Here is a 13,894-nt window from a genome sequence, read left to right on the forward strand (position 1 = left end):
AATGGAAGCGAAAAATTTCCAGGATCCCTTAATCATCGGAGGAAGGACATTCGGTTCCCGCTTATTTCTGGGAACGGGAAAGTTTCCTTCCGGACAATTCTTAGCCGACGCGATTCGGCTCTCCGAAACGGAGGTAGTCACGGTCGCATTGCGCCGCGTAGATATGGAATCTTCCGAGGATGATATTCTTTCCCGGATCGATCGAGACAAGATCCTACTCTTACCCAATACGAGCGGGGCGAGAAATGCGGAAGAAGCCGTCCGGTTGGCGAGACTTTCCCGGGAACTAGGGGGAGGAGATTGGTTAAAGCTGGAAGTCACTCCGGATCCGGTCTACCTTCTTCCCGATCCGGTGGAAACTCTGAAAGCCGCGGAGATTTTGGTGAAAGAGGGCTTCCATATTCTTCCCTATATCAACGCGGATCCGATTCTATGTAAACATCTGGAAGAAGTCGGTTGCGTCACCGTTATGCCTCTAGGTTCTCCTATAGGAACGAACCAAGGAATCCGCACCAGGGCGAACCTCGAAATCATAATCGAACAATCTAATATTCCCGTTGTGGTGGATGCCGGGCTCGGGCAACCTTCTCATGCCGCCGATGCGATGGAGATGGGAGCGGATGCGGTTCTTGTGAACACCGCGATCGCAATCGCTTCCGATCCTGGGCAGATCGCTTACGCTTTTCGCTTAGCGACGGAAGCGGGTAGGATCTCCTACAAGAACGGAGCGGGAAGAAAGGCTTCCCTCCGAACGGCAAGAGCTTCCAGCCCCTTGACAGGGTTCCTGGAAGAAGAGACCCGTTGATGTATACGGAAGTCTTTGAACGCCTTTCTTTTAAAGAGGCGATCGAAAGGGTACTTTCCAAAAACAAGAAGGACATTGAAGCGGCTCTGGATCTTTCCGCTTCCGGCAGGCCTCTCGATTTCGAGAATTATCTTTCCCTTCTTTCTCCTGAGGCGGACACATATTTGGAGGAGATGGCGGAGTTCTCGCTTTCCTGGACTCGGAAGAGATTCGGAAAGACGGTATCCCTTTATATGCCTCTTTATCTCTCCAACGAATGCAGATCTTCCTGCGTTTATTGCGGATTCAGTTTCGAGAATAAGATTCCTCGTAAGACGCTTAACGAAGAAGAGATACACGCGGAAGCGAAAGCGGTAAGAGCCAAGGGGATCCGACATATACTCTTGCTAACGGGAGAGGATTATTCCAAGACAAGCGTTTCGTATCTGGTTTCGGCGATCGGAATTTTAAAAGGATACTTCGATTCTATTTCAGTGGAAATCTATCCCATGGAAAAAGAAAATTATGAAATCTTAATTCAATCCGGAACGGAAGGACTGGCCGTTTACCAGGAAACCTACGATCCGGAGACCTACGTTCTCTATCATCTACGCGGAATGAAGAAGAATATGCGCTACCGTTTGGAGGCGCCGGACCGGGGAGGGATGGCGGGATTTCGCAGGATAGGAATCGGCGCTCTTCTCGGTCTTTCGAATCCTTACGGGGAAATGTTCCGACTAGGAGAGCACGCGGAATATCTTTCCAAAAAATATTGGAGGACGACTATCCAAATCTCTCTTCCTAGGATGCGTCCTGCGGAGGGTGAATTCGATCGGACAATTCCGGTGAAGGATCGGGAATACGTCCGGTTTCTTTTCGCGCTTCGTCTTTTTCTTCCCGATGCGGGGCTCGTGCAATCCACTAGGGAAACGCAAAAGCTTCGGAACCATCTTGTGGGAATGCCGATCACTCATATGTCCGTGGAATCCAGGACGGATCCGGGAGGGTATTCCGGAGGAAGAGAGCTCAAACAATTCGAAATAGAGGATTCTAGAAGCGTTTCGGAAATCGTAGAAATGTTAAGAAGTAAGGGACTGGATCCGGTAAGAAAGGATTTCGATCCGGCATTTTTGGGAGAGCCAAGATCGGCCCTCCCGAAGGCTTAGTTTTTTATTTACTTTTGGATTTGTAAGTATCCATCAAGCAGCTATTGAAAGCGGTGCATTGGCCGGAATGAGTTTCATAGCATGCGGTAACCGCGCTATAATTTTTACGGCAAGTATTCAAGCAACCCGCGGTGACTTTCTTTTTCTCGTCTGCGCTCAGCTTTTTCTTGGTCTCTACACAACCGGAATAGAAATCGCAGATCTGGGTGCAGGCTTGGCTTTGAGCTCCGAGGCCGGAAGCGCCTATAAAACTTGCAACGATTAGAAAGAAAGAGATTAGGATTGTTTTTTTCATAGGTGTGTCTTCTCCCGAGGAATCTAGCGACGCAGGGATTCGAACCCCGGACCTGCGGATTATGATTCCGTTGCTCTAACCAGCTGAGCTACGTCGCCGTTTATCCTTGGAAACAGTCCTCTAAGGACTTCCAGAGTCATGTTTTCCGGAATCTCGGCCTTGTCAAAGATTTCTCTTTGGCTCGGCCCAAAACCTCTCCCGGGCCGGGATTCCTCGATTTCCTTATTCAGACCTAAAAGTTAGGAGTATGTTCCAGCTTTCCGCGGTTTTTCCTCCCTGTTCCGGAACTAAAGAAGTGATTTTTTTTCGTTCCTGAAGCAGGTTTTCCAGATTTTCTTTGTAGGATTCTCCGATTTCCGACCAAACGGATTGCAGGTCTTCCGGCCAGGAAAGCGAAGAATGGGCGGAAACTTTGGATAAGGCCTCCGGGATTCGGATCTCGTCCAGTTCCTTCTTTTTATTATAAGATTCTAATTCGAAAAATTTACGAGCGTCGGAGTATTCTTTTTCCAATCTTTGCAAAAGAAAGCGATCGCTTCGATCGGCGTATTTATCCAAGAGTAGAATGCTTCTTTCTTCGAATAGAATTTCGAAGCCTTCTTCCGCATGAGCGTGAGTTTCTTTCGCGGTCCATTCTCGAATTTTGGTCGGAGCTTCTTCTCTCCTCGGTCTTTCTTCGATCCAACGAGAAACGAGCTCGTCCCAGGCTTCGGCTAAAATACATGCTTGGATCAGGATTTGCAGAGAAAAAGAGAAGAAGGGGTAGGGTTCGTATTTTACGATTTCGTCTTCGGAGATTTTACCCAAGGCGCTGAATAGATTTCCGAATTTGGATTTCATGCGAACACGAATGAAATCGGAGACGACGCTTTCCAGTTCGGTTCCTTCTTCTCTGACCCATTCCAAAGAGGAGATATTTTCTATCCCGAAAAGAGACCCTAGAAAAAAGACTTGGGATAAGGAAAGGGGCAAAGAGATCCTTTCTCCCCGGTGCTTTTTCTCCCAAAGTTTATCCCGGGTTAGAACGGAATAAGGCAGGGAAAGTTTTTCTCTCCATACGAAATTCGGTTCGGTTGAAAAATCGCAGCCGAAGAATTCGGAGGCTTGCTTACGGAATTGGGAAATCTTTTCCGCAATATGAAAGAAAGAATGAGAAAGACTCTTGGGTGCTACTTCCCAAAACACCAATGTCTTTTGAAAGAGAAGGGGAGGAACTAGAAGGGAAATTTCCCTGTCTTTAGAAAGAGAAGAATCCGGCCTAAGGGAAAATATTTCTAGGTCGCTTAGGCTTTCGTTCTTCCCGGGCCATTCTTCTAAAGAGAGGAATGTATATTCTTCTGCGCCTTTTTCGGAGGCCCAAAGAAGAACCGACCGAAAATATTCATCGGGTTGGATCGGTTCTTTAGAAAAAGAAAGCTCGTTCGGCCTGGGCCAAAGCGGAATGGATTGCATGGTTTCTCCCATGATTATATTTTGAGCGTAGTGTACTAATCTAACGCAAGGTCTGTTTTTGTCTTTCTCACCGGGTAGGTTTCAAAAATCCTAAGAATCCCTCGGGATGGAGTTTTTTCCTGATTGCCTCCGGTTCAAGGATTTTTAGCCTGAGCAGATTAGCTTTCTTGGGACCGTATGATGGATTGTCCAAGGATTTGGAAGGATTCAGGAAAGTTATCGTTAAGTTGGTACGCCTTTTGCATAATTCAATGCAGGACCACGCTCTATGCGTGTAAATTAGAGACCCTTAGCATAAAAACATAGGAGAAAAATTTCGATGGCTAAATCTGCCGCAGAATTGATCGCTTTCGCAAAAAAGAATAATATTCTTTTCTACGATTTCCGTTTTTCAGATATCAAAGGTGCTTGGCATCACGTGTCTTACCATGTGGATTCCGTTTCCGAAGATACTCTCAAAGGCCTTCCTTTTGACGGAAGTTCTATTCCCGCTTGGCAGCCGATTCACAAATCGGACATGCAGTTGATTCCCGATCTGGACGCTACTTTTGTCGATCCGTTCACCGCAGACCCTACTTTGGTCGTTACCTGCGACGTTTGGGACATTTATAAAAATCAACCTTACGAAAAATGCCCTCGCTCTATCGCGAAAAAAGCGGTTAAGTATCTGGAAACCTCCGGAATCGGCGACACCGTTTATTTCGGACCGGAAAACGAGTTCTTCATTTTTGACAGCCTTAAGGTTCGTGACGCGATCAATATCCAATACTACGAAGTGGATTCTTCCGAAGGTATTTGGAATTCTCATACCGATATGCCGGGATCCGTTAACACCGGACACCGTCCTGGAACCAAAGGAGGTTACTTCCCTGTAGCTCCTGTGGATTCCCAAGTAGACCTTCGTGCGGATATCGTTAAGACTCTTCACAAAGTAGGTCTGGAGACTTTCGTGGTTCACCACGAAGTAGCTCAAGGACAAGGCGAGATCGGAGTTAAATTCGGAACCTTGATCCAAGCAGCGGACAACGTTCAAATCCTGAAATACGTAGTTAAGAACGTAGCTCACAAATGGGGAAAGACCGCAACCTTCATGCCTAAGCCTCTTTATGGAGACAACGGAAACGGTATGCATTGCCACCAATCCATTTGGAAAAACGGTAAAAACCTGTTTGCTGGTAACGGATACCAAGGATTGAGCGAAACCGCTCTTCACTATATCGGTGGGGTTCTGAAGCACGGTAAAACCATCGCTGCTTTCACTAACGCTTCCACTAACTCTTACAAGAGACTTCTTCCCGGATTCGAAGCTCCTGCGATTCTTGCGTATTCCGCTCAGAACCGTTCGGCTTGCGCTCGCATTCCTTTCGTCCAAGGCGAAAAAGCGAAACGAGTCGAGTTCCGCTTCCCAGATTCTTCCGCTAACCCTTACCTGGCGTTCGCGGCTCAGTTGATGGCAGGACTGGACGGAATCCAGAACAAGATCGATCCGGGTGGTCCTCGTGAGGAAGACCTCTTCGAGCTTTCTTTGGACGAAATCCGCGAGAAAGGAATCCAGCAAATGCCTCACACTCTTAGAGAAGCTGTGGAGCATATGCTTACCGGAAAGGAAATCTTCAAGAAAGGCGATGTATTCACCGAAGATTTCATTCAAACTTACAAGGCTTACAAATTCGAAACCGAGATTTGGCCTTGGGAAGGACGTCCGCATCCTTTCGAATTCCTTACTACTTACTCTTGCTAAGAGCAAGTCTAAGTCGGAAAAAAAGAAAAACCCCGGATTTATCTCCGGGGTTTTTTATTCCCTCGATACGTGCTTTGCACACTCGGGATGAATCCGGCGCTGTTCACGAATAAGGGGGAATTTGCATCAGGGCTTTGTCCCGAGTGATTCTCTCGAAGAGAGAATCGTATCGAGGGATCAAGGAATCTGGTCGAGATTCGGTTTATCCGCTTCCGGATATTTAGCCAGGTATTCGCCCACTACTTCTCTTTTCTTGGTGAGTCTGCTTCTATGGTCGGAGATGATCTGTCCGAAATCCAGTTTCCCGGTGATAATCTCGTAACGTTCCGTTTCCATGGTGCCTAGGTCCAGATCGTAGTCTATTTCCGAGGCCTCGTCCGCGTATTTTCTCGCCGCTTCCCAATAGGGGACCGCTTCCTTATAAAAGCCGTCCGCGACTTCGAAGGATTGCTTTAGTTCATGGGCGAAATCTAAATTATAAAAATATAAATGTCTTTTGTCGAACTGGGAAGCGATACGCATATAAGAACGCATGATTTGCAGATTCATATGCATGAACACCAAGAGTCTGTATTTGTGGTATTCTTCCTCGTTCGTCACTCTACAGAGCGCGTTTCGAGGGTGGCGGAAGCGTTTCTTTAAGCCGGCCTTGAGGAAGAAGATATTCCTTCGAAGTTCATTCTCTTTGTAATGTAGCTTTAAACCGTATAATTCGTAATAATCTTCCAGGAACTTGGGGTCCCATTTATGCAATTTGTAGGGGACCCAGTCGGAGAATTTAGTGTACGGACCATTCTTCTCGTATTCGTAATTATAATCTATGTCCGTCTCCGCACTGATGGAAACCGGCCGGGACTCCAAAGGTCCGGGAAAATGCAGAAACGCCTGTATCAGAAACAGGGCGAGTAGGATTTTTCGAAAAAGGTTTCCGTGCATTCTACTCTACCTATCGGCGTATTTTGGAGAAAGCTGAAAGTCTCGTAGAATAGAGCTGAGATTCTCTACATTTAGAATTCCACTTTAGCGAACGGAATAAAACCAATAGAATGTGCTAACCTAGAACTCTCTTAAAAAATCGGGCTCAATCCTCAAATCAGAGTAAAATTTCGAGCAAAATCTTAAATATTTCCTTTACAGAATCTGCTAAAAAATCCCATATGTCCGCTATATTGGATAATCATCCAAAATAGAGGATTGCCCCTATGTTAAAAAATAATGCATTACCGAACCTATTCCCGCGAAAGCGGAACTCCTCCCTTTCCCTTGGCTTCCTGCTCATCTCTTTGTTTTTGAGTCTTGGAGTCCTCCAGGGGCAATCCCAAGATCCTCCCAAGGCGGAGAAAAGCGAAGTAGTCCAGGCGCCCGAACCGACTCCTAATGTGAAACCTGCCGCATCGGATGAGAAGGATAAGGAAAAAGTAAAGCCTGCCGAAACAGGTACTACGACTCCTTTAACTCCCCCTCCTACGGATGCTAAAGATAAGGATAAGAATCCTCCGCCTCCCTATAAGAGTCCTTGGAAAGGAAAGCTGGATGGAGAATTGCTGAGCAACCTACTTTTGACTCCGGAGCACCAAGAGGCCGTGAAGAAGAACTCGAATCTTTGGCTGACCGACAATCTCAGATTCGGATTTCAAGTCCGCCCTCGCTTCGAGAATTTCAATAACCAAGACTTCGATCGATCGACCAGCGATTCCAAGAATTACGTCACTCAGAACACCCAATTTTGGACCCTCTTGGATATCAACGAATCCTTCGCCATGAAATTGACGATCCAGGATTCCAGACTTTACGGCGGATATAAGGATCCGAGCGGAAGCGGTTACGGTCCCACAAGTTTTACCAATTCCATCGGAACCACTTACGATACCACAAAGGCCCCGAGCAATCAGGTTCCCGTGAAGAATAATACGGATATCCGAGAAGCCTACGTGATTTGGAAGGACTTCCTACCATCCACCAAGGTTTATATAGGACGCCAGAGTTTTTCTTACGGAGATTCCAGGATCATCGGAGCCCGGAACGATAGCCAGTTGGGGAATTCCTTCGACGCGATCCGTGTCGCATACGATACCAAGACCTGGTCCACGCATGCGGGCTACGGGATCTTAGCGGAGGAGAGTAACGGTCCGAACGGTTTCAATACCGCAAACAGCCAGAAAGTATCCGGCGCCGGTGCATTAAACGATACTTATCTCGCATTCTTATACAATAGTTGGAAGCCTTCCGAAGATATCGTAATCGATTTATACGAAGTAGGGGTGATCAAAAAATACAATACTACTACGGTCGCTACGGCGGATCCGAATCTGAGAACCAACGGCCGGGACAATCTATTTACCACGGGAGTTCGTTTGAGCAATCGGACGGCTTCGGGAAGAAGTTTACCTGCAGGAAAATCCTGGGACTGGGGATTGGAATTCGCAACCCAGACCGGGAGCACGGGACAACAAATTGCCGCCTCCTGGGATCCTTTGCACCAAACCATAGGTTCGGGAAAGAATAAACAGGCAGCCTATAAAGAGACCGTAGAGCACGATGCTTCTTTCTTCGTGGCCCAAACCGGATACACCTATAAGGGATTCCGCGTCGGTGTCCAATACGCTCGTGCTTCCGGAGACCCTAATCGAACCGACGGAAAAAGCGCTACCTGGGATCCCATGTTTGCGACCCGATCGGGAGGATTCCCTTACTTCGACTCGGGAAACGGGATTGCGAACGCCGCCTTTTGGGCGAACGTGAGAACTTCCTCTGTTCATATCCAGTACTACGACGAAACTTGGGGACGTTTTATATTCGCAATCTACGATATTCGTAAGGACAAGGCCCAAGACGCATGGTATGACGGAAACAGGACCGCAGTTACCGGTTCTTCCGGTTACGACGCGAACGGCAATTACGTGACAGGTAAGACCGTAACGGGAAGCACGGAGAACCCGGGCAATAATCCCTTCCTGAAAAATTGGCAACCGGGGCATAGGCTGCTCTTAGAATACGATTTGATTTATATCAAACAAATCAATCAGTACTTCTCGATCTGGGCTGGCGCCACCGTTCTTTATGCGGGAGACGCGATCAGGAACCAGAAAGGCAGTAATTTCGACAATAAGAGTACGTATTTCTCCGTGACTCTCCAGTTCGCCATCTAATCACAACGATTTACTAAAGAAGTCCGGGCTTTTTTTCCCAGGCCCGGGCTTTTTCTCGTCTCGCCTCGATTTCCACAAGTCCAACCTATACCAAAGGAAAAGGTAGCTCTTCGCCCTAGAGCGATTCCGGATTGACCGATGTTCAGGAAGGACAATGCTCGGTTCCAGGACTAAAAACAAGAAGTCCGATCTTCAAAGGGAGGAGAAACAAGGCACCGACTGGTCCAATGGTCCGTTCATGAACATTATCCGGATCTTAAATACGAAAAGGTTCCAGCTATCCAAGGGAGTTCTTTCTCTTCTTGTCTTTCTAATTTCTTCTTCCGTCTTTGCGGAATCTTCAAGCGCATCCGACTCCTGGTTCCAAAAAATCAGTAAAGGGATCGAACTCGGAATTTCCGGTCCTGAGTTCACCATCCAAACGGTTTTCCTTCTATTTGCGGGCGGGCTTTTAGCGAGCCTTCTTCCTTGCGTTTATCCTCTGTATCCGATCACTGTAGGTATTATCCAAGCGCGGGGAGAGAGCGCAAAGAGTAAGCTCTTTCATCCTCTAGTCTATTATTCCGGCCTGTCTTTCATGTATCTTTGTTTCGGTTTCTTGGCCGGACTTTCGGGAGGAGCCTTCAACACTATTCTCCGTTACCCGACCACGAATTTGGCTCTCGCAGGTATTATCTTTCTTTTAGGACTCGCTTCCGTAGGTTTGCTCCATTTGCCTATCGTACCTCCCAAGGAAGTAAAAGGGGGGCAGGGATGGAAAGGCACATTCGCCTTGGGGATGGGTGCCGGGATGCTTTCTTCTCCTTGTGTGGGACCCGTGGTAGTCGCAATTCTCATCCAAGTTACGGCCGGCGTCCAGTCCGTGACACTTTCCTCCTTAGCCTTGTCCGCCTTTAAGATGGCTCTTTTCGGATTCGGATTGGGGCTTCCTTTTTTGATCCTGGGTGTCTTTGGTCTTTCCCTACCTAAAACGGGCAAATGGACCAGATGGATGCAGGCAATTCTAGCCTTCTTCGTTTTCTATTTCGCCTGGTTATATTATAAAAAAGCGATGGAATCCTGGTCCGTTTCCTCCGAATTGTCTTTCGGAATCTTGGCGGCGATTTTAGGTATCGTTGGAACTATTTTCTTTCTCCAGTCCAAAAAGTCGCATAAGACGGAGAGAATGAAACGTGCGCTCCTCGTTACCGGATTCGTTTGTTGTACAGCAATTTTAATTCGCTTAGTGGGTTGGGGCGGCGCGGGTCTCGCTCCTAAAAAAGACGTGGTGGAAGAGCACGGTAATCTGGAATGGCATCGTCTTTCCGAAACCGCATTCGAACTCGCAAAAAGCGAAGATAGGCTCGTATTCGCCGATTTTTATGCGGATTGGTGTTCCAATTGTAAGGCATTTGAGGACTTGACTCTTTCGGATCCTTCTTTGAATGAAACTCTTCGTAAGGCAGTGCTTTTAAAGATTAGGGACGACGATAAGGATTTTTTGGGATACGAAGGGGATCCTAGATTTCCCGAACTCAAGATAGGATTGCCTTTCTTCGTGATATTCTCTCCCGAGGGAAAGGTTTTGTTCAAGACCACCAATTATTTGAATACTGCGGATATGGTTCGTACTCTACGCGGAGAAACGATTCACGCGGTAGGGGATTAAAAAGGGGAAGTTTCCTTCCCCTTGGTATCCTAATATTTGCGGTTTTATTTCCGCATTAAAAGAATTCTTCCCTAAGCTTTCGCTTCTACCGGAGCTGCCGGTTCCTTTTCCCAAAGTTTCCATTTTACGAAAAAGTAAAGTCCCACCAGGATGATCGCGATCGATACGTACTGGGATTGGGAGAATCCGTGCCAGTAGTATCCGCTTAGGAACGCAGGGTTTCCGTCCTTCGCGGGGATATTCACTAGTTCCGGAGGATCGATGAAGGGGATCACCGCCTTATTTACCCTTAGAAATTCCACTCCTAAACGAGCGAGCCCGTGAAGAATCAGATATTGGGCGCCTAGTCCGAATTTACGGAAGTTCTGGAATCTGGCCCATTTTTGGAAATATAAGAAGAATAAGAAGGAAACCGCCGCTTCGATCACGGGTGTATTCCAGACCGGGACTCCCGAAGGATGAGCCGTTTCCGGCCCGTAAGTCCAAACAAGCAGCGGAATATGAGCGTCCGTAGAGAAACCGTAACATCCGTCTCCGGATACAAAGCAACCTAAACGACCGATAGCATAACCAAGCGCCATACTGGGAACCGCTGCATCTAAATAAGCCTTCACATCCAGTTTATAACGGATCATATACAGAGTGATGAATAGGATCCCGAAGAGAAATCCTCCGTAGAAGACAAGCCCGCTTCCTGAGAATAAGCTAGACCAAAGACCCGGACGCCCTGGAAATCCGTTTTTATGGGTTAGAGGGTAAAGGTATTTGCCGTCAAAGCCCGGAGTCTCTACGAAGATCTGATCCCAGATTTCGAAGATGAAGAAGATCTTAGCTCCTACCAAGGTTCCGAATACTCCGAGGATAAGAAGCCAATCCGCATGCTCCGGCTGCAATTTCTTACGTTCCAATTCTTTAGGCAATAAATACGAGGCGGAGAGAAACGCTATGACCACTAATATACTGAATGTGGATAGGCCCTGCCAATCACTGCTGATATATTTCCTGACGAACTCGTAGAGTCCCGGAATTTTGATTGCGTCTAACATCTTTCCTTCTTTGAACTTTTTTCCCTGATTCTAGTTCCCCGAACCGGGATCGTTCGGGTGAAATATTACTCCATATTCACGAATTCGGCGGGATCCATAGGCGGATCGTAGCCGATATGCACTTCATAATGTACGTGAGGCCCCGTGGCTTTTCCTGTGGAGCCCACATGTCCTATGAGTTCTCCTCGATTCACGATTTGACCCTTGGTGACCAAGACTACGGAACAGTGTCCGTAGACGGTATAAAATCCGTTCATGTGATTGATTCGTATGCTTTTTCCGAGTCCCCCTGCGGACTGACCGTTGTCTTCGATTATACCCGGAGCCGTAGCATAAATAGGAGTTCCTTCTCCTGCGGCAAAATCGATCCCGGAGTGGAACTCGCCCATTTCCACCAGACCGAATGGATCCACTCGCCCTCCGAAAGTGGAGGTCACGAATCCGACTCCCGGTTTGAGAGGACGACCTCTAGGCATCGCATATAGAATCGATTCTCTTTCTTCCAGATAGTCGAATGCGTTTTGGAAGGCATGCTTGATCTTGTATAATTCTATGTTTCTCTCCGCAAAACCTTCGACCGTATCCTGATATAGGTTCATATTGGTGGAGGATTCCGGAATATCTTTACGAAGACTGAATTCGGGAACGTAGTCGAATGTGAGAATTCTTTTCCAAGGAACTTCGTCCCAGGCAACTAGATTGAGTTGCTCCGTCTTTTTTTCCAGACCTGAAATTTCTTTTTTCGCGTCTTTGAGAAGGGAGTTATAATAGAGAAACAGACCCACATTATTGTCCGTCTCTCGGATTAGTTCCCGATTCGGCACGAAAAAGAAATTCATATACACCACGAAGGCGCTGGCCAAGACGAAAAGTAGCACAGAGATCGCGCCCAGAAAGAGAGCCATAAAAACGCTGAGTTCCACGTTCAAAACTGCCTCGTTATCGTGGGGAACGAGTAGGAAAGAAATTTTTCTAGACCCTTTTTCTTTGATTTTGAACCAAGCCGAGCGGAATCGAAGATACTTGATCTTCAGCCTTTCTCGGGCGCTGGGGCGGTCTTCGAACTTTGCCTCGATCGTCATAGATTTTTACTTGCAGGTAGGGGTCCGAGCGGGATTATAGGACTTAACTATCCCATCATATGAAATTCCTGTCCAATCTCTTCAAGAAAAAAATAGGATCCGTCGACGACATTCTTATTTATCCGGAGGGACGGAGATACTACAGGGATGCGCATCCAATTCGTAAGAATATGATCGACGAGGACGCGGTGAAAATCATCCACCGCCTCCATAAATTCGGATACAAAGCCTATATCGTGGGCGGAGGAGTTCGCGACCTTCTTCTCGGAAGAAAGCCGAAGGATTTCGACGTCGTTACGAACGCGACTCCGAATCAAATTAAGAAAATCTTTAATAACTGTAGGATCATCGGACGCAGATTCAAGATCGTCCATATTCTATTCAAAGGGAAGGTGATCGAAGTCAGTACTTTTCGTTCTCTTCCCGAACATCGTTTCGGAAAGCCGGTAGAGGATCAGGATTATCTCATCAAGAGAGACAATAAATTCGGAACTCCTCAAGAGGATGCGGCTCGTCGCGACTTCACTATCAACGCGTTATACTACGATATCAGAAACGATTCCATCGTGGATTATGTGGGCGGATTCGAAGATATTACCGGCCGCCAACTCCGAGTGATCGGAAATCCGGAGATCTCCTTTCGAGAAGATCCTGTAAGAATGTTGCGTGCGGTTAAGTTCGCGGTTCTTCTAGGGCTCAAGATCGACAAGGGAACTTCGAAATCCATAAAGAAGAACGTATCCGAATTGGAGAAAGCTTCCACCTCTAGAATGTTGGAGGAATACAATAAGATCTTCCGCACTTGGAGAACGTCCCTTATCTTTAACGGGATGGCCCAGAATTATCTCTTAGAAGTTCTGTTTAAGGAAGCTTTCGAAAAGGAAAGAAAGAAAAATCCGAATTTCGGAGAGGACTTTCTTGAGACACGTATCGGAAAGCGATTGGTTATCGCCGACAAGTTATTGTCGGAAAGAGAGGAACTCACTCCTCAGATTTTCTACGCATTGATATTCACGGATTTGGTCCAAGAAGCCATCTCCAAAAAAGGGGGGCATTTGGTCGCCTCTCTCAAAACTTCCTTGGAGCCCATCTTCCAGAGATTGGGGACTCCTAAAAAGGACAAGGAAAGGCTGATCAAAGTATTTGCCTCCCAGGACCGTTTTTATAGAACCGAGGACGATAAGGCTTCTCAAAATAATTTCTTCCGCAAGAAAGACTTTTTCTACGACGCGTTTTACGTTTTTAAGATCAATGCGATCGCGGAAAACAACGACCAGGCTTTACAATCCGCATTCTTCTGGGAAATTTCTTTGCGTAAGAGACCTGTGCTTCCTTCTTCCAAAAGAGAAGGAGGAGGGGAGCGGGAGCGCGGAGATCGTCCTAAAAATCGTAGGGACAGGGAAGGACGCGGAGGAGGAGGGCGTAGGCCGGATCGCCGGAATCGACCTAAAAATAACTCCGAAGAATCAGGTTCCTCCGTTTCTGATGACTCCGGTAAGAACGATTCGGATTCTTCCGAAGATTGAGTCGA

11 protein-coding genes and 1 tRNA gene are annotated in these 13,894 nt (G+C 47.1%); 6 read left to right on the forward strand and 6 right to left on the reverse strand.

The features are described 5' to 3' along the window. Position 1 precedes the first annotated feature (1 nt). Together LEP1GSC061_RS00600 and thiH are read left to right on the forward strand one after the other, a co-directional pair. The gene (locus tag LEP1GSC061_RS00600; RefSeq protein ID WP_016543558.1) at positions 2-805 is read left to right on the forward strand and encodes a thiazole synthase; all 804 of its coding nucleotides are present in this window, start codon (positions 2-4) and stop codon (positions 803-805) included. Beyond that, positions 805-1,950: a 2-iminoacetate synthase ThiH gene (gene thiH / locus LEP1GSC061_RS00605; protein WP_016544090.1), complete on the forward strand. Its 1,146-nt coding sequence runs from the start codon at positions 805-807 to the stop codon at positions 1,948-1,950. Before LEP1GSC061_RS00600 ends, thiH begins: the two co-directional genes overlap by 1 nt. Positions 1,951-1,954: 4 nt before the next feature. Here the strand turns inward: thiH and LEP1GSC061_RS00610 are convergent, their stop codons facing one another. The 3 genes from LEP1GSC061_RS00610 to LEP1GSC061_RS00620 all read right to left on the reverse strand — a co-directional run bounded on the left by LEP1GSC061_RS00610 (position 1,955) and on the right by LEP1GSC061_RS00620 (position 3,697). Beyond that, positions 1,955-2,245: a Cys-rich protein gene (locus tag LEP1GSC061_RS00610; RefSeq protein WP_016543438.1), complete on the reverse strand. Its 291-nt coding sequence runs from the start codon at positions 2,243-2,245 to the stop codon at positions 1,955-1,957. A 24-nt stretch (positions 2,246-2,269) separates the two neighbouring features. After that, positions 2,270-2,343, reverse strand: a tRNA-Met gene (locus LEP1GSC061_RS00615). A gap of 124 nt (positions 2,344-2,467) precedes the next feature. Further along, a complete protein-coding gene (locus tag LEP1GSC061_RS00620; RefSeq protein ID WP_016543389.1) occupies positions 2,468-3,697 on the reverse strand; it encodes a hypothetical protein in 1,230 nt (409 codons plus the stop codon). Between the two features lie 319 nt (positions 3,698-4,016). On the opposite strand from LEP1GSC061_RS00620, the gene glnA reads away from it, so the two are divergent. Then, entirely contained in the window at positions 4,017-5,438 is a 1,422-nt protein-coding gene (gene glnA / locus LEP1GSC061_RS00625; RefSeq protein ID WP_016543323.1) for a type I glutamate--ammonia ligase, read from the forward strand. A 177-nt stretch (positions 5,439-5,615) separates the two neighbouring features. On the opposite strand, the gene LEP1GSC061_RS00630 is transcribed toward glnA, so the two are convergent. Then, on the reverse strand, positions 5,616-6,374 hold the full coding sequence (locus tag LEP1GSC061_RS00630; RefSeq protein ID WP_016543880.1) for a hypothetical protein: 759 nt from the start codon (positions 6,372-6,374) through the stop codon (positions 5,616-5,618). 266 nt (positions 6,375-6,640) lie between these two features. Here LEP1GSC061_RS00630 and LEP1GSC061_RS00635 point away from each other — a divergent pair, with 266 nt between their 5' ends. Continuing rightward, the gene (locus tag LEP1GSC061_RS00635; protein ID WP_016543736.1) at positions 6,641-8,587 is read left to right on the forward strand and encodes an alginate export family protein; all 1,947 of its coding nucleotides are present in this window, start codon (positions 6,641-6,643) and stop codon (positions 8,585-8,587) included. Between the two features lie 238 nt (positions 8,588-8,825). Next, positions 8,826-10,235, forward strand: a complete 1,410-nt coding sequence (locus LEP1GSC061_RS00640) for a protein-disulfide reductase DsbD family protein (RefSeq protein WP_040507844.1) — start codon at positions 8,826-8,828, stop codon at positions 10,233-10,235. A 71-nt stretch (positions 10,236-10,306) separates the two neighbouring features. Here the strand turns inward: LEP1GSC061_RS00640 and LEP1GSC061_RS00645 are convergent, their stop codons facing one another. Both LEP1GSC061_RS00645 and LEP1GSC061_RS00650 read right to left on the reverse strand, forming a co-directional pair. Continuing rightward, positions 10,307-11,281: a prolipoprotein diacylglyceryl transferase gene (locus tag LEP1GSC061_RS00645; protein ID WP_016544027.1), complete on the reverse strand. Its 975-nt coding sequence runs from the start codon at positions 11,279-11,281 to the stop codon at positions 10,307-10,309. A 65-nt stretch (positions 11,282-11,346) separates the two neighbouring features. Continuing rightward, a complete protein-coding gene (locus LEP1GSC061_RS00650; RefSeq protein WP_016543459.1) occupies positions 11,347-12,363 on the reverse strand; it encodes a M23 family metallopeptidase in 1,017 nt (338 codons plus the stop codon). 59 nt (positions 12,364-12,422) lie between these two features. On the opposite strand from LEP1GSC061_RS00650, the gene pcnB reads away from it, so the two are divergent. Then, complete coding sequence (gene pcnB / locus LEP1GSC061_RS00655; RefSeq protein ID WP_016543644.1) at positions 12,423-13,889, forward strand: polynucleotide adenylyltransferase PcnB; 1,467 nt, start codon at positions 12,423-12,425, stop codon at positions 13,887-13,889. Positions 13,890-13,894: the final 5 nt, after the last annotated feature.

It is taken from the genome of Leptospira wolffii serovar Khorat str. Khorat-H2 (assembly GCF_000306115.2).
GTDB lineage: Bacteria > Spirochaetota > Leptospiria > Leptospirales > Leptospiraceae > Leptospira_B > Leptospira_B wolffii.

What these genes read in the sequence shown, in the direction of transcription:
- thiH (WP_016544090.1), top strand. Translation starts at nt 805, where the DNA reads ATGTATACGGAAGTCTTTGAACGCCTTTCTTTTAAAGAGGCGATCGAA.
- LEP1GSC061_RS00610 (WP_016543438.1), bottom strand. Translation starts at nt 2,245, where the DNA reads ATGAAAAAAACAATCCTAATCTCTTTCTTTCTAATCGTTGCAAGTTTT.
- LEP1GSC061_RS00650 (WP_016543459.1), bottom strand. Translation starts at nt 12,363, where the DNA reads ATGACGATCGAGGCAAAGTTCGAAGACCGCCCCAGCGCCCGAGAAAGG.
- pcnB (WP_016543644.1), top strand. Translation starts at nt 12,423, where the DNA reads ATGAAATTCCTGTCCAATCTCTTCAAGAAAAAAATAGGATCCGTCGAC.
- LEP1GSC061_RS00600 (WP_016543558.1), top strand. Translation starts at nt 2, where the DNA reads ATGGAAGCGAAAAATTTCCAGGATCCCTTAATCATCGGAGGAAGGACA.
- LEP1GSC061_RS00635 (WP_016543736.1), top strand. Translation starts at nt 6,641, where the DNA reads ATGTTAAAAAATAATGCATTACCGAACCTATTCCCGCGAAAGCGGAAC.
- LEP1GSC061_RS00630 (WP_016543880.1), bottom strand. Translation starts at nt 6,374, where the DNA reads ATGCACGGAAACCTTTTTCGAAAAATCCTACTCGCCCTGTTTCTGATA.
- LEP1GSC061_RS00640 (WP_040507844.1), top strand. Translation starts at nt 8,826, where the DNA reads ATGAACATTATCCGGATCTTAAATACGAAAAGGTTCCAGCTATCCAAG.
- glnA (WP_016543323.1), top strand. Translation starts at nt 4,017, where the DNA reads ATGGCTAAATCTGCCGCAGAATTGATCGCTTTCGCAAAAAAGAATAAT.
- LEP1GSC061_RS00645 (WP_016544027.1), bottom strand. Translation starts at nt 11,281, where the DNA reads ATGTTAGACGCAATCAAAATTCCGGGACTCTACGAGTTCGTCAGGAAA.
- LEP1GSC061_RS00620 (WP_016543389.1), bottom strand. Translation starts at nt 3,697, where the DNA reads ATGCAATCCATTCCGCTTTGGCCCAGGCCGAACGAGCTTTCTTTTTCT.